Genomic DNA, 23,499 nt, shown 5'->3' with positions numbered 1-23,499 from the left:
CGGCTCAGAAGCTCGGCTCGATCGGCTTGGGCGGCAACGTGACCACCTGCCCCGCGTAGCTGAGGCCCGCGCCGAAACCGAGCAGCAACGCCAGCTGACCGCCCTTGGCCTTGCCCGACACCAGCATCTCCTCGATGGCCAGCGGGATCGAGGCGGCGGAGGTGTTGCCGGTGTTCTCGATGTCGTTGGCCATGGGGATGTCGTCGGCGAGGCCGAGGTTCTTCTTCATCAGCTCGTTGATGCGGGAGTTCGCCTGATGCGGGACGAACACCTCGATGTCCTCCTTGGCGACGCCCGACACCGCGAGCGCGGTGGACAGCGCGCGCGGGAGAGTGACCGCCGCCCAACGGAATACGCGCTGCCCCTCCATCCGCAGCGACATCCGCCCGACGGGTTCGACCGCCGGATCGGTGCCCTGCAACGCCTGGGCCTTGTTCATGAACTCGAGGAAGTCGACGTCCTGGGCGATGGCCTCGGCGTTCTCACCGTCGCTGCCCCACACCGTCGGGGAGATGCCGTTCTCCTCGCTCGGGCCGACCACGACCGCGCCCGCGCCGTCGCCGAAGATCATGGCGGTGCCGCGGTCGGTCGGGTCGAGGCCGACCGTCATCGTCTCCGCGCCGATCACCAGCACGTACTCCGCCGAACCCGCGCGGATCAGATCGGCCGCCACCCCGAGCCCGTAGCCGAAACCGCCGCAGCCGGAGGTCAGATCGAAGGCGGGGATGCCGTTCATGCCCAGGTCGTAGGCGACCGAGGGGGCGCCGTGCGGGGTCAGCTTGAGCCAGCTCGAGGTGGCCAGGATCAGCGTGCCGATCCGGGAGCGATCGATGCCGCTGTTGGCGATCGCGCGCTCGCCCGCGGCCGCCGCGATCGAGCGCAGCGTCTCGTCACCGCTGATCCAGCGGCGATTGCGCACGCCGGTGCGTTCGAAGATCCACTCCGGCGTGGAGTCCAGCACCTCGCACACCTCGGCGTTGCTGACGATGCGCTTGGGACGGTAGGCGCCGATGCCGAGCATCGCTACATTCTCGCGACCCCTGTTGACTGCAATGCTCACCACGGTGCCTCACACGACCCTTCACCACTGACCGGACCAACGAATCCAGGCTAGCCCAGGCGAGCAGGCAGGCCCAGATTCAGCCCAGGAGAGGGGGACCTTCAGCCCAGCGCGAGGTCCTTCAGGCTCAGGATGGACCGGTACTGGAGGCCCTCGGCGGCGATGACCTCGGCCGCACCGGTCTCGCGGTCGACGACGGTGGCCACCCCGACCACGGTTGCTCCGGCGTTGCGGAGCGCGCGGACGGCGGTCAGGGGGGAGTTGCCGGTGGTCGTGGTGTCCTCCACCACGAGCACCCGCTCACCGGCCACGTCCGGGCCCTCGATCTGGCGTTGCATGCCGTGCGTCTTGGCGGCCTTGCGCACCACGAACGCGTCGAGCGGTCGGCCGGGCGCGTGCAGCATGGCCAGCGCCACCGGGTCCGCGCCCATCGTGAGCCCGCCCACGGCGTCGAACTCCCAGTCCGACACCAGCTCTCGCAGCAGTTTGCCGATGAGCGGGGCGGCCTGATGCTGGAGGGTGGCTCGGCGCAGGTCCACGTAGTAGTCGGCCTCCTTGCCCGACGACAGGATGACCTTGCCGTGCACGACGGCGAGCTCCCGCACGAGCTCGGCCAATCTGTCCCGGTCCGTGGTCGACTCGATCATTTCCGTGTGTCCTTCCGCCTGCGTTGAACATGCCTGGTGAGCGCGACCCGAACGGGCCGCGGAGGTGCGATCGACGACGAGTCAGGATATGCCGGGCGGCGGCGCGGCGCGCAGGATCACCGGGGTGCGGGACCCTGGTACGGACGGAAACCCGGGTGGAAGGGCCCACCGGGACGTTCGGGCAGCTCGTCCTCGGCGAAGGTGTCCGCGGGCTCGGCCGCGGGCGGCTCGTCGTCCGCGGGCTCGTCGGGGACCTCCTCGGCGGGCGGCCAGTTGCGCCGGACGCGGTTGCGCGGATCGGGCACGACGGCCAGCGCCGGGCGGCGCGGGGGTTCGGCGGGTTCGGAATCCGATTCGCCCGCAATGTCTTTCACGAGGGGTGCGTAGTCCTCGGCGTCCTCGTCGCGGTACTCGTAGCGGTAGGTCCGGTCGTCGTCGTCCGGTTCGTCGTCCTCGGACGGGCGCGGGCGATCCGGTTTCGGCGCGGCGTCGGGCCGGGCGGGCTGCTCGCCCCCGGCGACGGGCGGCAGCACGTGCAGCAGGCCGGACAGCCGCAGCACGGCGTCGATCGCGGCCTCCCAGTCCTTGGCGGAGGTGCCGACGGGCAGCATGCCCAGGGTCCAGTTGCCCTCGCTCCACAGCTGCTGCACGGTCTCGGGCAGCGTCTCGATGAAGGCGACCATGCGCTGGTCGACGGCGTGCCGGGCGATATCGGGGTTGGTGGCGAAGACGACCCGGTCGCCGATCGCGCCGAGCAGTTCCAGATCGGCGTCCTTGGGCGGCGAGGCGGTTTTGAGGCGTAGGTCGATGTCGATGTCGGAACCGATCTGGCGACGGACCGCGACCAGGGTCGCCGCGTCCTCCAGATCGAACAGCACGAACTTCTCGCCGCGCCGGTTACCGGAGACCACGTCGACCGCGGACAGGTATCCGAGTTTCGCCATCGCGCCCCGACGCCAGGTCGAGGCGAGCGACGGCTCGACCGAGACGTAGGTGTAGCCCTGCGATTTCGCCCACACCTGACGCACGTGACCGGTCCGCTGCCGCTGGAGCCGATCGAAATACAGCAGCACGATCGCACCCACCAGTGCGACCGCCGCCAGCCCGAACCACATCGCCGTCATCGCCATCGATGTCGAGTCTAAGGCCCGCGTCCACGCCGGGGGCGCGGCGGCACGTCGTGTTCGGGCGCGAGCTAGCGCGGGCCCGACAGCGCGGTGCTGATGATGATCTTGGCGAGGATGGAACCGTCGGGGCCCTTGTCGCCCTGGACCACCACCATATCGCCGGGGTGCAGGTCGGCCACCTTGCCCGAACCCGACGAGATCACTTGGGTTTTCGCGTCGGTGCGCACGGTGACGTTCGCGCCGAGCAGCGATTCGATGGTGAGCGTGGCGCCGTCGTTGGCGCTGATCGTGCCCATGGTCGCGCCGAGGTTGTCGATGTCGCCCAGACCCGGCAGCGCCGGAATGCTCGGATTGGGTCCGCGGGAGGCGCCCGGCGGCGCCACCGGCACGCGGCTGGTCGGCGCCGAGCGGGTGGTGGTGCCCGCGGCCGCGCTGGAATCGGAGTCGTTACCGCCCGCGAGGAGCATGCCCACCGCCACGCCGCCGAGCACGACGAGCACGAAGATGCCCAGGGTCAGCCCGATCCACAGCCCGGTGCGATTGCGCCGCGGCGGCTCGACGGGCAGCCCGGTCGGGCCGTAGGGCTGATCCGGGCCGCCCGGCGAATTCCACAGCGGCGCTTGGGTTCCCGAGCCGCCCTCGTAGCCGCCCCACTGCGCGTCGTAGGACGGCATCTCGCGGGTGGGCTGCGGGCCGGGCGGGCCGCCGTACTGGTACGGCTCGGTCGGATTCGTGCCGTACCCGTACGCCTCCGTGTACTCGGAGGTGTGCAACGGCGGCTCGCCCGCGGGGCCCGGACCGCCGACCCGCCGCGTCGGCGGCTCGGACGACTCCGGTCGCTGCGCCCACGGGTCGCTCGGATTCGTCATGCGAACCAGGGTAGGTGCAGATCCGCTCAGCGGCCGACAATCAACCCGTCGCCGTCGGGGGAGACGTTGACCTTCACCAGGTCACCGTCGCCCACCTCACCGGCCAGCAATTCCTTGGCCAGCGAGTCGCCGATCGCCTGCTGGATGAGCCGGCGCAGCGGCCGAGCCCCGTAGACGGGGTCGTAACCGCGCACGGCCAGCCAGAACCGGGCCGAATCGCTGACGTCCAGCTTCAGCCGCCGCTGCGACAGGCGCTTCTGCAACTGGGCCAGCTGGATGTCGACGATGTCCTCGAGCTGCTCCTCGTTGAGCGGGTGGAACATCACCACGTCGTCGAGGCGGTTGAGGAACTCCGGCTTGAAGGCCGAGCGGACCGCGTTCATGACGTGCTCCCTGTCCGCGCCCGCACCCAGATTGGAGGTCAGGATGAGGATGGTGTTGCGAAAGTCGACCGTGCGGCCCTGGCCGTCGGTCAACCGGCCCTCGTCGAGCACCTGCAACAGGATGTCGAACACGTCCGGGTGGGCCTTCTCGATCTCGTCGAACAGCACCACCGTGTACGGCCGCCGCCGCACCGCCTCGGTCAGCTGACCGCCCTGGTCGTAGCCGACGTAGCCGGGCGGGGCGCCGACCAGGCGGGCCACCGAGTGCTTCTCGGAGTACTCGCTCATATCGATGCGGATCATCGCCCGCTCGTCGTCGAACAGGAAGTCCGCCAACGCCTTCGCGAGCTCGGTCTTGCCGACTCCGGTCGGGCCGACGAACATGAACGAGCCGGTCGGCCGGTTGGGGTCGGCGACCCCGGCCCGCGCGCGGCGCACGGCGTCGGACACCGCCTCGACGGCCTCTTTCTGCCCGACCACGCGCTTGCCCAGTTCGTCCTCCATGCGCAGCAGCTTCTGGGTCTCGCCCTCGAGCATGCGGCCCACGGGAATCCCGGTCCACGACGAGACCACCTCGGCGATATCGTCCGGGCCGACCTCCTCCTTGAGCATGACCTGCCCGTCGGGCGCGGCGCCCGCCTTCTTCTCCGCCTCGGCGAGTTCCTTCTCCAGCTGGGGAATTCGGCCGTAGCGCAGTTCGGCGGCCTTGCCCAGATCGCCGTCGCGTTCGGCGCGCTCGGATTCGCCCTTGAGCGATTCGAGCTGCTCCTTGATGACGCGCACCGAGTCGATGGCCTGCTTCTCGTTCTGCCAGCGGGTCATCAGCTGGTTGAGCTTCTCGCGGTCGTCGGCGAGTTCGGAGCGCAGCTTCTCCAGCCGCTGCTTGCTGGCCTCGTCGGTCTCCTTGGCGAGGGCCATCTCCTCGATCTCCAGACGCCGTACCGCGCGCTCGATCTCGTCGATCTCCACCGGGCGGGAGTCGATCTCCATGCGCAGCCGCGAGGCCGACTCGTCGACCAGGTCGATCGCCTTGTCCGGCAGGAACCGGGAGGTGATGTAGCGATCCGACAGCGTGGCCGCGGCCACCAGGGCGGAGTCGGTGATGCGCACGCCGTGGTGCACCTCGTAGCGCTCCTTGAGCCCGCGCAGGATGCCGATGGAGTCCTCCACCGACGGCTCGCCGACCAGCACCTGCTGGAAGCGGCGTTCCAGGGCCGGATCCTTCTCGATGTGCTGGCGGTACTCGTCGAGCGTGGTCGCGCCGACCAGCCGCAGTTCGCCGCGGGCCAGCATGGGCTTGATCATGTTGCCCGCGTCCATGGCCGACTCGCCGGTCGCGCCCGCGCCGACGATGGTGTGCAGCTCGTCGATGAACGTGATGATCTGTCCCGCACTGGATTTGATCTCCTCGAGCACGGCCTTGAGCCGCTCCTCGAATTCGCCGCGGTACTTCGCGCCCGCGACCATCGCGCCCAGGTCGAGCGAAATCAGCTTCTTGCCGCGCAGCGACTCCGGCACGTCCCCGGCGACGATGCGCTGGGCCAGGCCCTCCACGATCGCGGTCTTGCCGACGCCGGGCTCGCCGATCAGCACCGGGTTGTTCTTGGTGCGGCGGCTCAGCACCTGCACGACGCGGCGGATCTCGGTGTCGCGCCCGATGACCGGGTCGAGCTTGCCCTCGCGGGCGGCGGCGGTGAGGTCGGTCGAGTACTTCTCGAGCGCCTGATAGGTGCCCTCGGGATCAGCGGTGGTGACGCGCGCGTTGCCGCGCACGGTCGTGAACGCCTCGCGCAGCGCGTCTTTCGTCGCGCCGTACTTCAGCAGCAACTGGGAGATGTCGGAATCGCCGTCGGCCAGCCCGACCATCAGATGTTCGGTGGAGACGTACTCGTCGCCGAGTTCGGTGGCGAGCCGCTGGGCGGCGGTGATGGCGGCCAGCGCCTCCCGGCCGAGTTGCGGGGAGGTGGTCGCCCCGGTCGCGCGGGGCAGTCGCTCCACGATGTCCTGGGCCTCGCGCCGGACCGTTGCCGGGTCGACGCCGACGGCCTTCAGCAGCGGGGCGGCGATGCCGTCGGTTTGATCCAGCAACGCCACCAGCAAGTGCCCGGGACGGATCTCCGGGTTACCGGCGGCCGAGGCCGCCTGCAGGGCGGCGGTCAGGGCCGCCTGGGTCTTGGTGGTGGGATTGAACGAGTCCACATTCACCTTCCTACGGGTCGGGACAGAGGGCTTTCGACAGATCCAACGCGCCAGAGGTTGAGTCTGTTCCGCTCAAGTTTGGAAAATTCGGTCCGGGAACGCAATGCCCGCTCGCCTCCCCGATGATCCGCCCGGGCCGTCCTACGATGGGCCGGACGTCCGAATTGTCCCCGAGTCCTCCGACCTGGTCACCCCGCCGGAAAGGATCACCGCGGCGATGCGCGCGATGGTGGTACGCGAATCGGGCGCGATCCCCGAACCGGTCGAACTCCCCACCCCCGCCGTGGGCGCGGGCGAGATCCTCGTGCGCCTGGCCGCCGCCGGGCTCACCGGCTACGACCGGATGCTGCTGACGGGCCCGCCCGCCGGATTCCCGCTCGTCCCGGGCGTCGACGGGGCGGGCACGGTCGCGGCGGTCGGCCCCGGGGTGCGCGGATTCGCGGTGGGCGATCGGGTCGTGGGCGCCTTCCGCACCCGGCCCGGCACCTGTGCCGAATTCGGGGCGAGTCCGGTCACCGGCACGATCGCCCGCCTGCCCGAGGGCATCGGCCTGGTCCAGGCCGCGGCCCTGCCCACCGCCGGGCTGATCGCCCAGCGCCTGGTCGACGCCGCCGAGCCGGGTCCGGGGCAACGGGTGCTGATCAACGGTGCGGTGAGCGAAATCGGTTCGCTGGCAACGCAATTGGCGAAGGCTTCGGGGGCGCACGTGCTCGCCGTCGCCCGCGCCGCGGACGCCGACCGCATGATCCGCCTGGGTGCGGACGAGGTGATCGATCCCGTGCGCGCGCCCGTGACGGAACAGCTCCGCCACGACCACCCGCGCGGCGTCGACGCGCTGTTCGATCCGGTGTCGCCGCCCGCGGTCCTGACCCACCTGTGCCGCCTCGTGCGTCCCGGCGGCCTGGTCCTGAGCACGCTCGGGGCCGCCGACGCGGACCGGCTGCGGGCGGCCGGACTGCGCGGCGGCAATATCGGACCGTCCGGCGACGCGGACGACCTGCGCCGACTCCTGCGCCGAGTGACCGCGGGCGACCTCGTGATCCCGGTCGACGTGGCCCGGCCGCTGACCGACCTGGGCGCGGTGCTCGCGGCCGCGGACGGCGGCAAGGCGGTTCTGGTCATCTGAGCGCCCCGAGGCGCCGGCACGTCGGCGTTTCGCCTCGGCGGGTGTGGGTCAGTCAATACCTCTATAACCGAGCGATCCCGCCGCGTTCGGGGATACTTGACTCCGAAGGACCGCCGATCCGGTGTGCGGTCCCCGGGCAGATACATGCAGAAAGGAAGCTCGTCGTCGTGGATGCGCGTTCGGCAGCGCTGGTCCGCGCCAACTTCCGGTCGATTCTCGAGGCGCCCAACGGGCCCGAACGGTTGATCAGCGCGTTCTTCGGTCATATGTTCGCCGAGAATCCCGCCCTGCGTGAACTCTTCCCGCCCGCGATGGACATGATGCCGAAGAAGGTGGCCACGGCCATCCAATTCGTGCTCGATCATCTCGAGGACTGGGACCGGGCGCAGCGGTTCCTGGAACAACTGGCCCGCGATCACCGCAAGTACGGTGTCGAGGCGGCGCACTACGACATCGCGGGCCGCGCGCTGGTCGCGGCGTTCCGGACCTATCACGGCGCGACGGGCTGGAGCCGTGAGCTCGAGGAGGGCTGGCGCGATATCGGCATCCTCATCTCGGCATCGATGGCGATCGGCGCGAATTCGGACAAATCCCAACCGTTTTGGGAGGCGACCGTGGTCGGGCACCGGCGGGTGCTCGACGATCTGGCCATCGTGCGGTTGCAGTCCGACAGCCCGATCCCCTATCAGGCCGGGCAGTACGTGCCGGTGTCGATCCCGCAGCGGCCCAAGATGTGGCGCTACCTGTCCCCCGCGATCCCCACGAATCCGTACGGCGAGATCGAGTTCCACGTCCGCAAGGTGCGCACCGGCTGGGTGAGCCCGGCGATCGTGAACGAGACCCAGGTGGGCGACCGCTGGGCGATCGCGGGTCCGCTGGGCGGGCTGCACGTTCGGCGCGACACCCGCCGCGACGTGCTGATGATCGGCGCGGGCACCGGCGTGGCCCCGCTGCGCGCCCAGCTGATCGAGATGGGTCGGCGCGGCCAGAACCCGCGGGTGCACTTCTTCATCGGCGGCCGCTACCCGTGCGATCTCTACGATGTGGAGAACATGTGGCAGCTGTCGCTGAGCAATCCGTGGCTCACGGTGGTTCCGGTGTGCGAGAACGAGTCCAATCCGTGGTGGCATCCCTATCCCCCGGCCGATCCGCCGTTCGGCATGCACCGCCGATTGATCGGTAACCTGGGCGCGGTGGTGGCGAGTTTCGGCGCCTGGGCCGACCGGCAGATCCAGATCGCGGGCTCGGCGCGCATGATCGCCGACACCAAGCGGGCGCTGCTGGCGGTCGGCACGCCCGAGTCGATCATCATGACCGATCCCGTCTGATCGAAAGGCGATACCCCAGGTGACCATCGGCCCCGACGAGACCGGGGAGATCCGGCTCGACGCCCAGGAGTGGACCTCGACCGTGGTCGGCCATCACCGGCTGCGGCACGACCTCGCGGTGATCCGGCTCATCGGGGAGTTCGTGCCGTTCGCGGCGGGCCAGTCGGTCCAGGTGCAGGTGCCGCGGCATCCCGGGCTGCGGCGGCGGTTCTCCCCCGCGCTGCCGCCCTCGCTCGACGGCAAACTGGAATTCCACGTGCGCACGGTGCCGGGCGGCTGGTGCAGCGGTTCGATCGTGGCCGACACCCGACCCGGCGATCAGTGGCGGATCAGCGATCCGGCCGGGTGGCTGTCGGTCGACGACTGGGCCACCGACGTCGTATTGATCGCGGGCGGAACGGGTTTGGCGCCGCTGCGCGCGCTGCTGCTGGATCTGAGCCGCCGTCCCGAACCGCCGCGCACGCATCTGTTCGTCGGCGGCCGGTCCCCGCGCGACCTGTACGCCTCGGACATGCTCTACCTGCTGGCCGGTGAATTGCCCTGGCTCACCGTGGTTCCCGTGGTCGAGTCGGCCGACGATCCGGGCTGGGTCGACGAGTGGTACGAGCGCTGCCGGGTGGACGTCGGCTTCGATGTGGACGAGATGCTCGAGGGCACCCTGGCCGACGTGGTCGGCGATATGGGTCCGCTGCTGCATCACCAGGTCCTGGTGTGCGGCTCCCCCGCCATGACCCGGGCCACCGTGGACCGGCTCATCCTCACCGGCACCCCCGCGGAAGCCATTCGCTACGAAGGGGTTTGATCAGAACAGCGGGTCGTGGCGGATGTGCTCGGCGGGTGTGCCCGCGGCCATGAGCCGGAATTTGGTGGTCTGCACCATCGAGGGCGAACCCACGATCTGGACGTCGTGCTCGGGCCACGGCCCGGCGGCGGCCACCACCTTGCCGATCTGCCCCACCCGCCGCTCCGCCAGGCCCGGGTAGGCGGGCTCGGGTTCCCCGGATTCGCAATGCCACCAGGGGTTCTCGTCGCTCTCGACGACCGGGACGACGGTCAGCCACTTGTGCGCGAGCGCCAGATCGTTCAGCGCGGGCAGATCGTAGAGATCGCAGGGGTGGTGGCCGCCGACGAACAGGTGCACCTTGGGATTCGAGCGCCGCTGGGTCATGGCCATGAGTTGCGCTCGCAGCGGGGCGATTCCGGTGCCGCAGGCGACCATGAGCAGTTTGCGCCGGGTGTTGCGCGGCACGCCGAGTCCGCCCATCGGCGCGCCCAGCAGCCACTTGTCCCCCACCCGGGTGTGTCCGACGACGGCCGGGCTGACCCAGCCGCCGCTGACCGCGCGGATGTGGAACTCCACCTCGTGGTCGGCGGTGGGCGGGGTCGCCGGGGACAGATAGCGCCACATCCGCGGCCGGGCCGGGATCTGCACGCTCACATACTGTCCGGGCGCGAACCGCATGGCCTGGTCGAGGCGCACCCGGACCACCGACAGATTGCTCAGCACCGCGCGATGCTCGACGACCGTGCCGGTCCAGTACGGCGGCGTGTCCTCCTGCTCGGCGGCGCTCATCATGGTCTCGGCGATCAGGCCGATGCCCGCGCGCCAGGCTCGTTCCACCTCGTCTGTCCACAGTTCGGTGCCCGCGTAGCCGCGCAGCGCGGCCTGCAGCGACTCCCCCACGGCCGCATAGTGTTCGGCGGTCACGCCGTACTTGCGGTGGTCGCGCCCGAGCTGGGCCAGGAACGGCAGCAGCGCGCCGGGCTCCTCGAGCCGGTCGATGACGAAGCCGATGGCCTTGACCAGCCGGTCGCGCTGGGCGTCGAGGGCGGCGGGGAACAGGTCGCGGATGTGTGGATGGTCGGTGAACAGGATCGCGTAGAACGAGCGGGCGAGCCGCTCCGGTCCGTCCTCCTCCGCAGCAACCGCCTTGAACGTCGTTCTCATCAATGCGACGGTCCGCGAATCCATATGTCTCACAACCCCATTTCGCATGCGAACACGGGCCGCGCCGACGGGTGTAGGGTACCGCGCACTCGACGGCAGCCGATGTCGAACGAGTCTAAGCGAGGTTTGCCAGGTGCGGACCGAGTCGTCTGAAGAACACGTGTGTAATTCCCCCGAAACCAGGCCGAGGCGGGTGAAAACTCGACGAAACCGACCGTTTGCCTATGACACACCGGCGTTTTCGGCACCTGAATCACCCGTCTGGCACGGTTCTATCTGAAATACTCGGATTTACAGCGATCTTGGAGCAACCGTCAGGAGGTCGGCGAGCCCTCGCGCGCGAGGAATGAAACCGACCTTCCGGCAATGAATTTCCGGATGCCATTCACATTTCGAGACGAAATGCGGACCGACCCCGCCCGAGTACGCCGACGGAATTCCAGCACACCGCGCGCAAACGAAAACAGCGCCCCCGTCGCCGGAGGCGCTGTGCCACAGATGTTTTCCGTGCGCCGGATCAGTGGCGCTTGTTGCGCGGCTGCCAGACCACCAGGGCCGTGCTGCGCTGGGACAGCTCCGGCAGGTAGCGCGAGCGCAGCCGCTCGACCTCGGCCGACAGCTCGCGGACCCGCTCCTGGAGCGCCTCGACCTGGTTGGTGAGTTCGATGATCCGCTTGATGCCCGCGAGATTGACGCCCTCGTCCTGCGACAGCCGCTGCACCTCGCGCAGCAGCTCCACGTCGCGGGCCGAGTAGCGCCGCCCGCCGCCCGAGGTGCGTTGCGGCGTCACCAGTCCCAGCCGGTCGTAGGTGCGCAGGGTCTGCGCGTGCATACCGGCCAACTGCGCCGCCACCGAGATCATGAAGTACTCGGTGCCGCCCGTCCTCTTCTCGCGATCACCGTCCATCACGAACCTGCCCATCCCGCCCGGGGGTCGAACCCACCGGCCTTCTCCGCCTCCGCGTAGGCGCGCAACGCCTCGGAGGCATCGTCGTCCAGCTTCTGCGGAACCGCGACCTTCACCGTCACGAGCAGATCACCGGCGCCGCCACCGCGCTTGGGCACGCCGCGCCCGCGCACTCGCAGGGTACGCCCGTCGGCGGTGCCCGCGGGCACCTTCACCCCGACGCGGCCGTCCAGCGTGGGCACGGAAACCGTTGTGCCCAGCACCAATTCGGCGTAGCTGACCGGCAGTACCAGGGTCAGGTCGTCGCCGTTGCGGCCGAAGACCTTGTCCTGCCCGACGTGCACGGTGACGAACAGATCGCCCGCGGGCGCGCCGCGCAGGCCCGCCTCGCCCTGACCCGCCAACCGGATCCGCTGACCGTCGCGCACCCCCGGCGGGATCCGCACGGTGATCGTGCGGGTCCGGTTCTGGATGCCGGTGCCGCGGCAGTCGGGGCACGGGTCGTCGATGATCGACCCGGTCCCACGGCAGTCGTCGCACGGCTCGCTGAATCCGAACGCGCCCTGGTTGCGGCTGATCACGCCGGTTCCGTTGCAGTGCGGGCAGACTCGCGGGCTGGTGCCGGGCTTGGCGCCGCTGCCGTGACACGTGGTGCACGGCGACGGACTGGTCATCCGCAGCGGCACGGTCACGCCCTGGGCCGCCTCGCGGAAACCGAGCGTGGTCTCGGTCTCCACATCGCTGCCCCGCCGCGGCCGGGACGACGCGGTGCGCGCGCCCCCGCCGCGATTGAACAGGCCGCCCAGCAGGTCGCCCAGGCCACCGTCGCCCGCGGCCGCGCCGCCGCCGAAGATGTCACCCAGGTTGAATTCGCTGAAACCGCCCTGTCCGGCGTAGCCACCACCCGGCGAGAAGCCGCCGCGGCCGAAACCGCCGCTGGCGAACAGCCGCCGCGCCTCGTCGTACTCCTTGCGCTTCTCCGGATCCGACAGCACGGCGTGCGCCTCGCTGACGGCCTTGAACCGCTCCTCGGCCTTGACGTCCCCCGGATTCTTGTCCGGGTGCAGGTCACGCGCGAGTTTGCGGTAGGCCTTCTTGATCTCGTCCTGGGTGGCGCCGGAGGAAACACCCAGTTCTTTGTAGAAGTCCTTTTCCAGCCACTCCCGATTCACCGGGCATCTCCCCCTTTCGTGTTACTCGTCGCCTGTGCCGGCATCCGTGCCAGCGTTCGTCGTATCCGGCGTCGCCGGATCCGCTACCGCGTCGGTGACACCGACCAGGGCGTGCCGCAGCACGCGGTCACCGAAGCGATAACCCTTGCGCATCACCACACCGATCACCGGATCGTGGCCCTCGCCCTCGTGCTGCACGGCCTCGTGCAGGGTCGGGTCGAAGGACTCGCCCTCGACGCCGAACTCCTCGAGACCCTGCTTGCGCAGCGCGTCGGAGAGCTTGTCCGCCACCGACTTCAACGGTCCGGCCTCGAGATCGCCGTGCGCGCGGGCGCGATCGAGATCGTCGAGGACGCCGAGCAGTTCGGTGACCACCGCGGCCTTGGCGGCGTCGACGGCGGCCTTGCGGTCGCGCTCGACGCGGCGGCGGTAGTTCGCGTACTCGGCGGTGAGCCGCTGCAGATCCGCGGTGCGCTCGGCGAGCTCACCGCTGATGATCTCGGCGAGGGAATCCGCGCCGTTCTCCGAGGCGGCCCGGGGCGAATCCTGCTGCGCCCCAGCGGAATCGGCCGACCCCGCGGCGGCGCCGTCGGCCGCCGCGGGCTCGCGAACCTCGGACCCAGCCGGATCTACCTTGCGGTTGTCCACGATGGTGATTGGCTCCTGTTCCGGGTCCTTGTCGGTCACTTCTTCTCCGGCTCTTCCACGACCTCGGCGTCCACCACGGTGTCATCGGCGTCGGAGTTCGGGGCGGCGCCGTTGCCGGACGCCGCGCCCTCGGCCGCGCTGGACTCGTAGATCGCCTGGCCCAGGGCCTGCGACTCGGTGGCCAGCTTCTCCACCGCGGACTTGATGGCCGCGATGTCGGTACCCTTCAGCGCCTCGTTGGCGTCGGCGATGGCCGCCTCGACCTTGCCCTTGATGTCGGCCGGGACCTTGTCCTCGTTCTCCTTGATGAACTTCTCGGTCTGGTGGACCAGCGTCTCGGCCTGGTTGCGGGTCTCGGCCTCCTCGCGACGCTTGCGGTCCTCCTCCGCGTGCGCCTCGGCGTCGCGGACCATGCGGTCGATCTCCTCCTTGGACAGACCGGAGCCGTCCTGGATCTTGATCGTGTTCTCCTTGCCGGTGCCCTTGTCCTTGGCGGTCACGTGGACGATGCCGTTGGCGTCGATGTCGAAGGTGACCTCGATCTGCGGCACGCCGCGCGGGGCCGGCGGGATGCCGGTCAGCTCGAACGAGCCGAGCAACTTGTTGTGCGAGGCGATCTCGCGCTCACCCTGGAAGACCTGGATCTGCACCGAGGGCTGGTTGTCGTCGGCGGTGGTGAAGGTCTCCGACCGCTTGGTGGGGATGGTGGTGTTGCGCTCGATGAGCTTGGTCATCACCCCGCCCTTGGTCTCGATGCCCAGCGACAGCGGGGTCACGTCGAGCAGCAGGACGTCCTTGACCTCACCCTTGAGCACACCGGCCTGCAGGGCGGCGCCGACGGCGACGACCTCGTCCGGGTTCACGCCCTTGTTGGGCTCCTTGCCGCCGGTCAGCTCCTTGACCAGATCCGAGACGGCGGGCATACGGGTCGAACCACCCACCAGCACAACGTGATCGATGTCCTTGATGGAGATGCCCGCGTCCTTGATCACCTGCTGGAACGGCTGCCGGGTGCGGTCGAGCAGATCCGAGGTGATCTTCTGGAACTCCGAGCGGGTCAGCTGCTCGTCGAGGAACAGCGGGTTCTTCTCCGCGTCGACGGTGATGTAGGGCAGGTTGATCGAGGTGCTCTGCGAGGAGCTCAGCTCGATCTTGGCCTTCTCCGCGGCCTCGCGCAGGCGCTGCAGGGCCATCTTGTCCTTGGTCAGATCGATGCCCGAGCTGGCCTTGAACTTGTCGACCAGCCAGGTGACGATCCGGTTGTCCCAGTCGTCGCCGCCGAGGTGGTTGTCACCGGCGGTGGCGCGGACCTCGACCACACCCTCACCGATCTCGAGCAGCGAGACGTCGAAGGTGCCGCCGCCGAGGTCGAAGACCAGGATGGTCTGTTCCTTCTCGCCCTTGTCCAGGCCGTACGCCAGCGCGGCCGCGGTGGGCTCGTTGACGATGCGCAGCACGTTGAGGCCCGCGATCTGCCCGGCCTCCTTGGTGGCCTGCCGCTGGGCGTCCTCGAAGTAGGCGGGAACGGTGATGACCGCGTCGGTGATCTCCTCACCGAGGTAGGACTCGGCGTCGCGCTTGAGCTTCATCAGCACGCGCGCGCTGATCTCCTGCGGGGTGTACTTCTTGCCATCGATGTCGATGTTCCAGTCGTTCTCACCCATGTGCCGCTTGACCGACTTCACGGTCCGGTCCACATTGGTGACGGCCTGGTTCTTGGCGGGCTGGCCGACCAGCACCTCACCGTTCTTGGCGAAGGCGACGATCGACGGTGTCGTCCGCGCGCCTTCCGAGTTGGCGACGACGACCGGCTCACCGCCCTCGAGGACGGCGATAACCGAGTTCGTGGTCCCGAGGTCGATACCGACCGCACGAGCCATGGTGGATTCCTCCTAGTTGACGTACATTCTCAGCAACACTGAGCGTGGTCGGCTCAATCCTGCCCCTCGACTCCGGCGGAGTCAACCACAGACTTGAGTGTCACTCGCTCAACCTTGCTTCGATCTGCTCAACGACCACCCCGGACGGATGATTCCCGTCGGGGCGAGATTTTTTCGGAGCGGCTCAGCGGGAGCGGATCAGCGGGCCGCCGCGAGCACCTCGTCGGCGAGGTCGTCGTCGCGGGCCACCCGGGTGAGGGCGGCGGCCAGGTCGGCCTCGTGACCGGCGGGTCCGAGGCGGGCCAGTTCGTCGGCGTCGGTGGGCAGCCGCAGTTTGCGGGCGCCCGCGCGGGCCCGATCGTCGAATTGCGGTCGCGCCCAGGTCCAGACGTCCTGGATCTCGCGCAGGAAGATGTGCGCCCCGACCGGGCCGATGCCCTTGAAGCGCTGGAGCAGTTCGGCCGCGCGGCCGGGGTCCCGCCCGGCCTGCTCGGCCAGGCGGCGCAGATCGCCGTCGTAACGGTCGAGCAGTTCCGCGGCGTTGGCCAGCAACTGATCGGCGGTGGATTCGTCGTAGCGTTTGTAGTGGCCCCGGCCCAGCGCGTCGACGAGATCCTGCCACTCGGCCTCGGCGACGTGCCGCGGCGTGGTGTACCCGGACCGGATCAGCTCCCGCACCGCCGCCGCGGCGATCTTCGCCGAGATCGGCGCGCTCGACAGCTGCGCCAGCACGAGCAGCTGGAACAGCGGAGCGGGCTTGTCCCGCAGGGTGATTCCGGCCTCGGCGGCATAGCTCGTCCCCGCCCGCTCCAGCAGTGCGCGCACGACCCGTTCGGGTGCTGGACTCATCGCGCCTCCCTTCGTCGAGCCGGGCATACCCGGGTGAGTGGGAGTCACACGGGCGCTCACCCGTCCAGCAGGGGGAAGCGGTTCGAGCGCAGGATTCGGGCGATGGCGGCGCGGCGGGCCTCGGGGAGGGTGTAGTCGGGGTGGGCGCGCAGGACGGCGGCGGCGTCGTGGAGGTGGGCCATCTGTCGTTCGGCCGCGCTCGCGGGGTGGGCGGCCAGGACCGGGCGGCGGGGATCGATCCGTCCGGCGGCGATCGCGGCGTCCACCCGGCGCGAGCAGCGGCACCACGCGGCCGGATTCGCCACGCCGCACGTCGCGGTCAGGAATCTGCCGAGCCGGGACTTGGCCCGCTCCAAGCGCTTTCGATACGCGGCCGGGGTGATGTCGAGGATCCAGGCGGCGTCGGCGGAGCCGAGTTCGAACACGTCGCCCAGCACGAAGGCCACCCGCTCCTCCCGCGAAAGGCATTGCAGCATGGCCTGACTGCACGTGAGCCGCACCTCGCGGGTGAGCACCGCGGCCTCGGGACCGCGGTACTCCTCCTCGGCCAGCCCGTCGCGCAGTCCCCCGGCGAAGTCGTCGAGGGACAGGCCCACGGCCTCCTGCGGGCTCGCGCGACGCAGATTCAGCAGATAGTTGACGCCGATCCGGTAGGCCCAGGTGGACAGCTTCGCCTCGCCCCGCCAGGTGTCGAGATGGCCGAGCACGCGCAGCAGGATCTCCTGAGCGGCGTCCTCGGCGTCGGCGACGTTCCCGGTCATCCGCAACGCGAGCCGGTACATCGGATCCCGCAGCAGCCGAACGACCTCCGCGAGCGCGTCGGCCTCCCCCGCCGCCGCCCGCCCGACCAACTCCGCGTCCTCGTGCTCCACGGGTTCATCGTCGGCGCGGCGGGGCGGATGGGCAAGGGCCGCTAGGGCGCGAGCAGGGCGTGCCGGTCGGTCCAGGCGGCGACGGCCTTGCCGATGGCGTCGGGTTGGTCCTCGGGGGCGTGGTGGCCCGCGGGGCCGATCGAGGCGGTCTCGGCGGACGCGAAGGTTCTCGCCGCCCACTCGACGGCCGTGCCCGCGCCGAGGCCGACGCCGTTGTCCACAGCCATGATCAGCTTGGGGATGGCCGGGGTGGCGGCCATCGCGCGGCCGTAGTCCTCGACGACGGCGACCACATCGGCGGGTTCGCCGCCGAGCGGGATCTCGCGGGGCCACACGAGCATCGAGCGGCGGGATTCGGGGGTGGGGTACGGGCGGCGGTAGACGTCGAGGTCGGCCTCGGTGAGCGATTTGGCGCCGAACGGGAGGTTGAACTCGATGAACATGTTCTCCTCGAGGATCATGCGCTCCCCCTCGGGCGAGCGGAACCGGCGGAACAGCTCCGCACCCTGCGGCGGCATCTCCGACCAGTCCAGCGGGCGCAGGAACGTCTCGATCAGCGCGATCCCCGCGACTCGCTCGGGATACCTTGCCGCCCAATGCATTCCGAGCGCGCCGCCCCAGTCGTGGCCGACGAGCACGACGCGGTCCAGGCCCAGCCCGTCGAACCAGGCGTCGAGATAGCGGGCGTGATCGGCGAAGCGATAGGCGATATCGGGCTTACCGGACTCGCCCATGCCGACGAGATCCGGCGCGAGGGCGCGGGTGCGGTCGGCGACGTGCGGAATCACGTTGCGCCACAGGTACGACGAGGTGGGGTTGCCGTGCAGGAACACGATCGGGATCGCGCCGCTGCCGGTGTCGGTGTAGTGCAGGTAGGAATCGAGAACGTCGAGGGTGGGCATCGGAGGGTCCTTCCGTGAGGTGATGACATTCGGTTGGACACGGCCGATGTGCGGCCCGTGACCGGCCCGGGAAGTGACCTCCGTCACCCGGCTGTCGGGGTACGGTGCCCGTATGAAGGCCGTGGTCTGTTCCGAGGGCAAGCTGGACGTCGCCGATATCGAGACCCCGAGGCCCGGGCCCGGACAGTTGCTCATCACCGTCGAGCGGTGCGGGATCTGCGGTTCGGATCTGCACGCGCGGGTGCACTGCGACGAACTCGCCGAGCTGGCGCGGGCGACCGGGTACGAGCACTTCATGCGCTCGCATCAGCGCGTCGTCCTGGGGCACGAATTCGTCGGGCGGGTGGCCGAATACGGGCCCGGCTGCCGGGAGCGCTGGAAGTCCGGCACGCGGGTGGTGGCCCTGCCGATCCTGCGCACGGACGGGGAACCCCAGCTGACCGGGTTGTCCGAGCAGGCGCCCGGCGGTTACGCCGAACAGGTCGTGGTGCAGGAATCCATGACCTTCCCCGTACCCAACGGCCTGTCCGCCGACCACGCCGCGCTCACCGAGCCGATGGCGGTGGCCTGGCACGCGGTGCGGCGCGGGCGGGTCGGCGCCCGGCAGACGGCCTTCGTCATCGGCTGCGGTCCGATCGGCCTCGCGGTGATCACCATGTTGAAGGCCGCCGGGGTGAAAACCGTTGTGGCGAGCGATCTTTCACCGCGCCGTCGCGAACTCGCCGCCCGCTGCGGGGCCGACGTCGTGGTCGATCCCGCCGTCGAGGAGCCCTGGACCGCCACCCCGCGCAAGCCCCGCATCACCGGCGCCGCCGATATCTTGAATCTCGGCTTCGACGCCATGGACCGCCTGCGCGCCGTGCCGAAACTGCCCTGGTGGCTGGCCTTCCGCCTGGCCCACACCCTCGACGCGGGCCCCACCGGCCCCGCCGTCTTCGAATGTGTCGGCGTCCCCGGCATTCTCGACCAAATCCTCACGGCCGCGCCCCCACGCTCCCGCGTCATCGTCGTCGGCGTCTGCATGCAACCCGACACCATCCGCCCCGCCATGGCCATCAACAAGGAACTGGACCTCCGCTTCGTCTTCGGCTACGACCCGGGCGAATTCCGCGACACCCTCCACATGCTCGCCTCCGGCAAAATCGACCCCACCCCCCTCATCACCGGCACGGTCGGCCTCCCCGGCGTCCCCACCGCCTTCACCACCCTCGCCACCCCCGACCACCACGCCAAAATCCTCATAGACCCCACCGCCCCCTAACCCCAGGTACGGCAACCCAGCCGCACCCTTTATTCGAATCCGCACCCTGTACAGGGCCATGAAACGGGTGCAGATCCGAATAAGGGGTGCGGCTGTGCTGCCGTACCTGGGGGTGCCCGGCTGCTTGGGTCGCCGGGGTCAGGGGTGGAGGTGGGTGAGGGGGGTGGTCGGGGGGTCGTGGAGGAGGTCGAGGATGCCTTCGGCGCTGCGGGCGGCGGTGCGGCAGGCGGTGGCGGTGAAGCGGTCGGCGAGGGGGTGGGTGGCGCGGGAGCGCCATTTGCGGACGGCGGCGAGGGCGTGGTCGCGGAGGGTGGTGGGGTCGGTGTGTGGGGGGAGGGCCAGGCGGAGGTGGGGGGCGACGCCGGAGCCGCCGATGAGGCGGTGGAGTTCGGCGAGGTCCTCGGGCGGGAGGGGGAGTTCGTCGGTGCGGAGGCGGCCGAGGAGGCGGAGTTCGGCGAAACCGTGGACGTCGGCCAGGAGGGTGCGCACGCGGGGGAGGAGCTGGTCGGCGGTCGGGCCGGGGTGGGCGGTGAGGGTGCGCGCGAGGGCGGTGAGGGCAGAATGGGCCTTCAATTGGTCGGCGCGCTGGGCGAATTGGACGTCGAGGACGGTGCGCAGCTCGTCGAGTCCGCTGCGCTCGGTCAATTCGGCGGCGAGCGTGGCGGAGTCGCGGACACCGAGGCGAATCAGCGTGACCGCCATGCGAATTCCGAACAGGCCGAAGCGGGCCGCGAGGTGGGCGCGCAGCTCGGGGGACACCGGCAACGGCAGATCCGGCCGGGCGAACCGGTCGGCCGAGAGCAGGGCGACGCTCAGATCCTCCGCCGGAACCACCGCCAGCGCCTCGAACGCGTCGTATTCGCGCTGCCGCAGGGTCGCCGCGGCGAACGCGAGCAATCCCGCCACCGGAATCACGGCCTGGCACAGGCCCGTTCGCTCGAGTTCCCCGGCGAACCGCGCGGCCACGTCCCGCGCCGAGTGCAGCGCGTCGATCCGCCCCGCCCCGATCTCGTCGGCCCGCGACACCACGCCGATCACACCGAGCGGCCCGGACTGTCCCGCCGCCGCACCGATCCGCTCCAGAAATCCGACATCGGCGGCGTCGAGACGCCGCAGCAGATACACGATGGCATCCGCCCCCGGCAACGCACCGGCGGCCGGATCGTCGGGCGTCAACAGCCGTGTCGTGCGCATCGACACCTCCCGCGACAGCGACGAGGTGCCGGGCGTATCGATGATCGTGGTGCGCGCCAATGTCTCCGCGGGCCATTCCACCTCGAGATGCGCGACCTCCCGCGGCGCCCCCGCGTTCCAGCGCAACCCGGACAGATCGAAGGTCAACCCGTGCGCGCCCGGCAAACCGTCGGCCCCGGGGTGCCGCCGCACGACGACGTCCGCCCGCGCCCCGTCCCCGACGACGGCCCGCACGCGCGGCGCGGAACCGTTGCGATACCAGGTGACCACGCGCGTGCACTCGGTCGCGTCGGTGGGCGCGATGTCCTGTCCCACCAGCGCGTTCAGCAATGTCGACTTACCGGCCTTCAGCTGACCCGCGAGCGCGACCCGCAGCGGCTGGTCGAGCCGTCGCGCGCAATCGTCGAGCAGCGCCGCCGGGCGCGACCGCGGCGCGAACCCCCGCCGGGCCGCCGCAACCAGCCGGCGCGCCTCGGGAACGATGCCCTGGCCTGCGCCGGTGACCTCGAAACTCACGCGGTCACCGTACCGGAGCGGGCTGGGAGCTTCCTGGCACTACCCGGGCGGCAGCAGCGCGTCGGCGTGCCGCCGCAATTCGGCCACCACGCGCAGCTGACGTTCGAGTTCGGCGCCGCGCTCGGCGCGCCGGGCGCTCTCCACCCCGGCCGCGTCCTGGGCGGCCTGCAACGAGTCGTTGATCGAGCGCAGGCTGCGATCGGCGATGCCGGTGAAGTGGTCGCGCAGCACGCGGTGCACCCGATGCAGCCGATCCCGGGACTCCTTGCTCGCCTCGAAGCTGACATCGTCGAGGTAGCGCCGCACCGCCATCTTCGCCTCGTTCCGGCGGCGCGTCAGGCGTTCCCGCTTGTCGTCGCGGAAGGCCTTGCCGCCCAACAGCAGTCCCGCGCCGAGCGAGATCGGATTGACCAGCGCCAGCCCCGCGACGGTGCTCGCCAGGCCGATCATCACCATGCCGCCGTAGGAACCGCGCATGCCGACGAGCAGTTTGTGCCCGAGGCCCAGATCCGGTTCCAGATCGGTGAGCGACACCGACTCGACGCGCGAACCGCCCGGATCGAGCCGGGAACCGACATTGGGCAGGTCGACCGCGCCGAATTCGAGGAAGTGCTCGGAGACGCGTTCGGCCAGATTCAGCGCGCGGGCATGGGTCCACAGCAGGTTGTCGCCCACCGCGCTGTCGACGGTCGCGGTGAGCCATTCCGCCATGGTGTCCCACAGCCGCCCGGGATCGTTGTCGTCGATCCACTCCTCGGCGGTACGGCCGATGGCGCGCAGGCGATCTCGCAGATCGTGGTCGATGTCGGCGACCAGATCGGTGATGCCGTCGCCGAGGGTCTGCTGCCAGGCGGCGGTGCGGCGGTGCAGATCCTCGGCCTGCGTCTTGGCGGTGCGCAGTTCGCGGATCGCGGCCGCGCCGCGTTCGGGATCGCGCAGGGCGACGAGTTCGCTGCCCAGGGCCAGCGCGAGATGTTCGGCGGCGGAGGAGATGTCGAGGGCGACGGCGCGGCGGGTGGCGGCCTGGTCGCGGGCCACGACCTGTTCGCGCAGGAAGTCGAACAGCGGGCCGAAGCCGGATTCGCGGCCGAGTTGTTCGTCGCGCAGGCGCATGGCGTGGGCGCGCAGCAGGGCCGAGACCGGGATGATGGGGAGTTGAATGTCGTTGCGGCGCAGATGGTTCGCGTCGGCCTCGTGCACCTGACGCCAGTGCGGATACAGGTCGATCTTGGTGAGCAGCAGGGCGACGACCGGGCAGAGCTGACGCACCTGCCGGAGGAAGTCCACCTCGGGTTCGGTGAGTTCGGTGGAGGCGTCCGACAGCACCAGCACGGCGTCGGCGGCGGGCGCGAGACCGAGCACTGCCGTGGCGCCCGGGTTGCCGTGGCCGCCGAGGGCCGGGGTGTCGACGAGCACGATGCCGTCGGCGAGCAGCGGGTTGGGCGCCTGGATGTCCAGCCGCAGGACGTGACCGTGCGGGGAATGCGTTGTCACCGAACCGATCTCGTCGACCGGAATCGGGACGCGGCGGCCGTCGGTCTCGTTTCCGGTGGGACCGGCGAGGACGAGTTCGGCCGCGGGTTCCGGGCCGTGGGCGAGGAGGACGGGCACCGTGGTGGTCGCGTCGTCGCCGACCGGGCAGACGTCGAGATTCAGCAGGGCGTTGACGAATTGGCTCTTGCCCTGATTTCCCAAGCCCGCCACCACGATTCGCCGCCGCGGATCGCGGACCCGGTCGGCCAGTCGTTCCAGCCGGCCGACCAGATCCCCGCGTTGCGCGGTGCGCGCGGCGGTGATGGTCTCCGCGAGCACCGTCTGCAAGGGCACAGCCGGTGCGTCGGTCGCGGTCGTGGCCACCACGGTTCCCATACCCGTCCTCACTCGCCTTCCCGATCAGTGCAGCAGGCCGCCGGTGATATCGCCGCCCGCGTGCGTGTCCAGCGCCCCGGAGGCGGTGCCGCTCGCATCCCCGAACAGCCCCGTCGACCCGTGCCCCGCCGACTCGAGCCCACCGCCCAGCGACCCGCCGCCACTCGCGCCGAGCGTGGAATCGATCCCACCCGACGCCCCCGTATCGAGCGAACTCCCGAACGCGTGCGAAACATCCACACTGGACCAGGTATTCGCCGCACCCCCGAGCGCCCCGTCCACATGCGACGACAGCCCGCTCTCGACCCCGGTCCCCGCATGCGCGGCCCCATCGATCCCCGAGGAGACACCCGTCCCCAGACCGGCCCCGGCCTGCGCGGCACCACCGATACCGGAGGAAAGGCCGGTCCCCAGATCGGCTCCGGCGTGCGCGGCACCACCGATACCGGAGGAGAGGCCGGTCCCCAAGTCCGCCCCGGTATGCGCGGCACCACCGAGCGAGCCGTCAATGCCGGACGAGACGCCTGTTCCCAGACCGGCACCCGCCTGCGCGGCACCGCCGAGCCCGGAGGAAAGCCCGGCCCCCAGATCAGCCCCGGCGTGCGCGGCACCACCGAGCGAGCCGTCGATACCGGACGAAATGCCCGTTCCCAGACCGGCACCCGCCTGCGCGGCACCGCCGAGCCCGGAGGAAAGCCCGGCCCCCAGATCAGCCCCGGCGTGCGCGGCACCACCGAGCGAG

20 protein-coding genes and 1 pseudogene are annotated in these 23,499 nt (G+C 70.3%); 5 read left to right on the top strand and 16 right to left on the bottom strand.

Features of this window, described 5'->3' with window-relative positions; all coding sequences use genetic code 11:
- Positions 1 to 4: 4 nt before the first annotated feature.
- From ACWDSJ_RS13260 to clpB, 5 genes are all read right to left on the bottom strand, one after another.
- On the bottom strand, positions 5 to 1,063 hold the full coding sequence (locus ACWDSJ_RS13260) for a beta-ketoacyl-ACP synthase 3 (RefSeq protein ID WP_387369263.1): 1,059 nt from the start codon (positions 1,061 to 1,063) through the stop codon (positions 5 to 7).
- Positions 1,064 to 1,161: 98 nt separating this feature from the next.
- Entirely contained in the window at positions 1,162 to 1,707 is a 546-nt protein-coding gene (gene pyrE, locus ACWDSJ_RS13255; RefSeq protein WP_387369261.1) for an orotate phosphoribosyltransferase, read from the bottom strand.
- Between the two features lie 116 nt (positions 1,708 to 1,823).
- Positions 1,824 to 2,837, bottom strand: coding sequence for a hypothetical protein (locus ACWDSJ_RS13250; protein WP_450031805.1), 1,014 nt, complete (start codon positions 2,835 to 2,837; stop codon positions 1,824 to 1,826).
- A gap of 65 nt (positions 2,838 to 2,902) precedes the next feature.
- Positions 2,903 to 3,703 carry a DUF5666 domain-containing protein gene (locus tag ACWDSJ_RS13245; protein WP_450031804.1) on the bottom strand — a complete coding sequence of 267 codons (801 nt, stop codon included), beginning with the start codon at positions 3,701 to 3,703 and terminating at the stop codon, positions 2,903 to 2,905.
- Between the two features lie 26 nt (positions 3,704 to 3,729).
- Positions 3,730 to 6,285 carry an ATP-dependent chaperone ClpB gene (gene clpB / locus ACWDSJ_RS13240; protein WP_450031802.1) on the bottom strand — a complete coding sequence of 852 codons (2,556 nt, stop codon included), beginning with the start codon at positions 6,283 to 6,285 and terminating at the stop codon, positions 3,730 to 3,732.
- 103 nt (positions 6,286 to 6,388) lie between these two features.
- Here clpB and ACWDSJ_RS13235 point away from each other — a divergent pair, with 103 nt between their 5' ends.
- From ACWDSJ_RS13235 to ACWDSJ_RS13225, 3 genes are all read left to right on the top strand, one after another.
- Complete coding sequence (locus ACWDSJ_RS13235; protein ID WP_450031800.1) at positions 6,389 to 7,411, top strand: NADP-dependent oxidoreductase; 1,023 nt, start codon at positions 6,389 to 6,391, stop codon at positions 7,409 to 7,411.
- Positions 7,412 to 7,578: 167 nt separating this feature from the next.
- Complete coding sequence (locus tag ACWDSJ_RS13230; protein WP_387369250.1) at positions 7,579 to 8,739, top strand: FAD-binding oxidoreductase; 1,161 nt, start codon at positions 7,579 to 7,581, stop codon at positions 8,737 to 8,739.
- Positions 8,740 to 8,758: 19 nt separating this feature from the next.
- Positions 8,759 to 9,541 (top strand): FAD-binding oxidoreductase, encoded by a 783-nt coding sequence (locus tag ACWDSJ_RS13225; protein ID WP_387369248.1) that lies wholly within the window; start codon positions 8,759 to 8,761, stop codon positions 9,539 to 9,541.
- Here ACWDSJ_RS13225 and ACWDSJ_RS13220 read toward each other — a convergent pair whose 3' ends face one another.
- From ACWDSJ_RS13220 to ACWDSJ_RS13185, 8 genes are all read right to left on the bottom strand, one after another.
- On the bottom strand, positions 9,542 to 10,711 hold the full coding sequence (locus ACWDSJ_RS13220) for a globin domain-containing protein (RefSeq protein ID WP_450031797.1): 1,170 nt from the start codon (positions 10,709 to 10,711) through the stop codon (positions 9,542 to 9,544).
- Positions 10,712 to 11,204: 493 nt separating this feature from the next.
- Positions 11,205 to 11,594 (bottom strand): heat shock protein transcriptional repressor HspR, encoded by a 390-nt coding sequence (locus ACWDSJ_RS13215; protein ID WP_450031795.1) that lies wholly within the window; start codon positions 11,592 to 11,594, stop codon positions 11,205 to 11,207.
- Entirely contained in the window at positions 11,594 to 12,766 is a 1,173-nt protein-coding gene (gene dnaJ / locus ACWDSJ_RS13210) for a molecular chaperone DnaJ (protein ID WP_387369242.1), read from the bottom strand. The genes ACWDSJ_RS13215 and dnaJ overlap by 1 nt, the downstream gene beginning before the upstream one ends.
- Before the next feature lie 21 nt (positions 12,767 to 12,787).
- Positions 12,788 to 13,453 (bottom strand): nucleotide exchange factor GrpE, encoded by a 666-nt coding sequence (gene grpE, locus ACWDSJ_RS13205; protein WP_387369240.1) that lies wholly within the window; start codon positions 13,451 to 13,453, stop codon positions 12,788 to 12,790.
- Complete coding sequence (gene dnaK, locus ACWDSJ_RS13200; protein ID WP_450031793.1) at positions 13,450 to 15,294, bottom strand: molecular chaperone DnaK; 1,845 nt, start codon at positions 15,292 to 15,294, stop codon at positions 13,450 to 13,452. The genes grpE and dnaK overlap by 4 nt, the downstream gene beginning before the upstream one ends.
- Positions 15,295 to 15,492: 198 nt before the next feature.
- The gene (locus ACWDSJ_RS13195) at positions 15,493 to 16,143 is read right to left on the bottom strand and encodes an endonuclease (RefSeq protein WP_450031791.1); all 651 of its coding nucleotides are present in this window, start codon (positions 16,141 to 16,143) and stop codon (positions 15,493 to 15,495) included.
- 56 nt (positions 16,144 to 16,199) lie between these two features.
- A complete protein-coding gene (locus ACWDSJ_RS13190) occupies positions 16,200 to 17,015 on the bottom strand; it encodes an RNA polymerase sigma factor (protein ID WP_450031789.1) in 816 nt (271 codons plus the stop codon).
- Between the two features lie 41 nt (positions 17,016 to 17,056).
- Positions 17,057 to 17,917: a haloalkane dehalogenase gene (locus ACWDSJ_RS13185; RefSeq protein WP_450031787.1), complete on the bottom strand. Its 861-nt coding sequence runs from the start codon at positions 17,915 to 17,917 to the stop codon at positions 17,057 to 17,059.
- Between the two features lie 112 nt (positions 17,918 to 18,029).
- On the opposite strand from ACWDSJ_RS13185, the gene ACWDSJ_RS13180 reads away from it, so the two are divergent.
- Complete coding sequence (locus tag ACWDSJ_RS13180; protein WP_450031785.1) at positions 18,030 to 19,178, top strand: zinc-binding dehydrogenase; 1,149 nt, start codon at positions 18,030 to 18,032, stop codon at positions 19,176 to 19,178.
- 138 nt (positions 19,179 to 19,316) lie between these two features.
- Here the strand turns inward: ACWDSJ_RS13180 and ACWDSJ_RS13175 are convergent, their stop codons facing one another.
- The 3 genes from ACWDSJ_RS13175 to ACWDSJ_RS13165 are packed head-to-tail and all read right to left on the bottom strand — an operon-like array spanning position 19,317 to position 22,997.
- The gene (locus tag ACWDSJ_RS13175; protein WP_450031783.1) at positions 19,317 to 20,888 is read right to left on the bottom strand and encodes a dynamin family protein; all 1,572 of its coding nucleotides are present in this window, start codon (positions 20,886 to 20,888) and stop codon (positions 19,317 to 19,319) included.
- Between the two features lie 39 nt (positions 20,889 to 20,927).
- Positions 20,928 to 22,757, bottom strand: a complete 1,830-nt coding sequence (locus ACWDSJ_RS13170) for a dynamin family protein (protein ID WP_387357986.1) — start codon at positions 22,755 to 22,757, stop codon at positions 20,928 to 20,930.
- Positions 22,758 to 22,781: 24 nt separating this feature from the next.
- Positions 22,782 to 22,997 (bottom strand): hypothetical protein, encoded by a 216-nt coding sequence (locus ACWDSJ_RS13165; RefSeq protein WP_450031781.1) that lies wholly within the window; start codon positions 22,995 to 22,997, stop codon positions 22,782 to 22,784.
- 78 nt (positions 22,998 to 23,075) lie between these two features.
- On the opposite strand from ACWDSJ_RS13165, the pseudogene ACWDSJ_RS13160 reads away from it, so the two are divergent.
- Positions 23,076 to 23,499: pseudogene (locus ACWDSJ_RS13160) on the top strand (hypothetical protein); the annotation flags it as partial.

The sequence above is a fragment of the Nocardia sp. NPDC003482 genome (assembly GCF_053588115.1).
The sequence above is the reverse complement of the archived record's forward strand: the minus strand, read 5'-3'. Positions and strand labels throughout refer to the sequence as shown.

What these genes read in the sequence shown, in the direction of transcription:
- pyrE (WP_387369261.1), bottom strand. Translation starts at nt 1,707, where the DNA reads ATGATCGAGTCGACCACGGACCGGGACAGATTGGCCGAGCTCGTGCGG.
- ACWDSJ_RS13250 (WP_450031805.1), bottom strand. Translation starts at nt 2,837, where the DNA reads ATGGCGATGACGGCGATGTGGTTCGGGCTGGCGGCGGTCGCACTGGTG.
- ACWDSJ_RS13245 (WP_450031804.1), bottom strand. Translation starts at nt 3,703, where the DNA reads ATGACGAATCCGAGCGACCCGTGGGCGCAGCGACCGGAGTCGTCCGAG.
- ACWDSJ_RS13235 (WP_450031800.1), top strand. Translation starts at nt 6,389, where the DNA reads ATGCCCGCTCGCCTCCCCGATGATCCGCCCGGGCCGTCCTACGATGGG.
- ACWDSJ_RS13220 (WP_450031797.1), bottom strand. Translation starts at nt 10,711, where the DNA reads ATGGATTCGCGGACCGTCGCATTGATGAGAACGACGTTCAAGGCGGTT.
- ACWDSJ_RS13215 (WP_450031795.1), bottom strand. Translation starts at nt 11,594, where the DNA reads ATGGACGGTGATCGCGAGAAGAGGACGGGCGGCACCGAGTACTTCATG.
- dnaK (WP_450031793.1), bottom strand. Translation starts at nt 15,294, where the DNA reads ATGGCTCGTGCGGTCGGTATCGACCTCGGGACCACGAACTCGGTTATC.
- ACWDSJ_RS13195 (WP_450031791.1), bottom strand. Translation starts at nt 16,143, where the DNA reads ATGAGTCCAGCACCCGAACGGGTCGTGCGCGCACTGCTGGAGCGGGCG.
- ACWDSJ_RS13185 (WP_450031787.1), bottom strand. Translation starts at nt 17,917, where the DNA reads ATGCCCACCCTCGACGTTCTCGATTCCTACCTGCACTACACCGACACC.
- ACWDSJ_RS13180 (WP_450031785.1), top strand. Translation starts at nt 18,030, where the DNA reads ATGAAGGCCGTGGTCTGTTCCGAGGGCAAGCTGGACGTCGCCGATATC.
- ACWDSJ_RS13170 (WP_387357986.1), bottom strand. Translation starts at nt 22,757, where the DNA reads ATGGGAACCGTGGTGGCCACGACCGCGACCGACGCACCGGCTGTGCCC.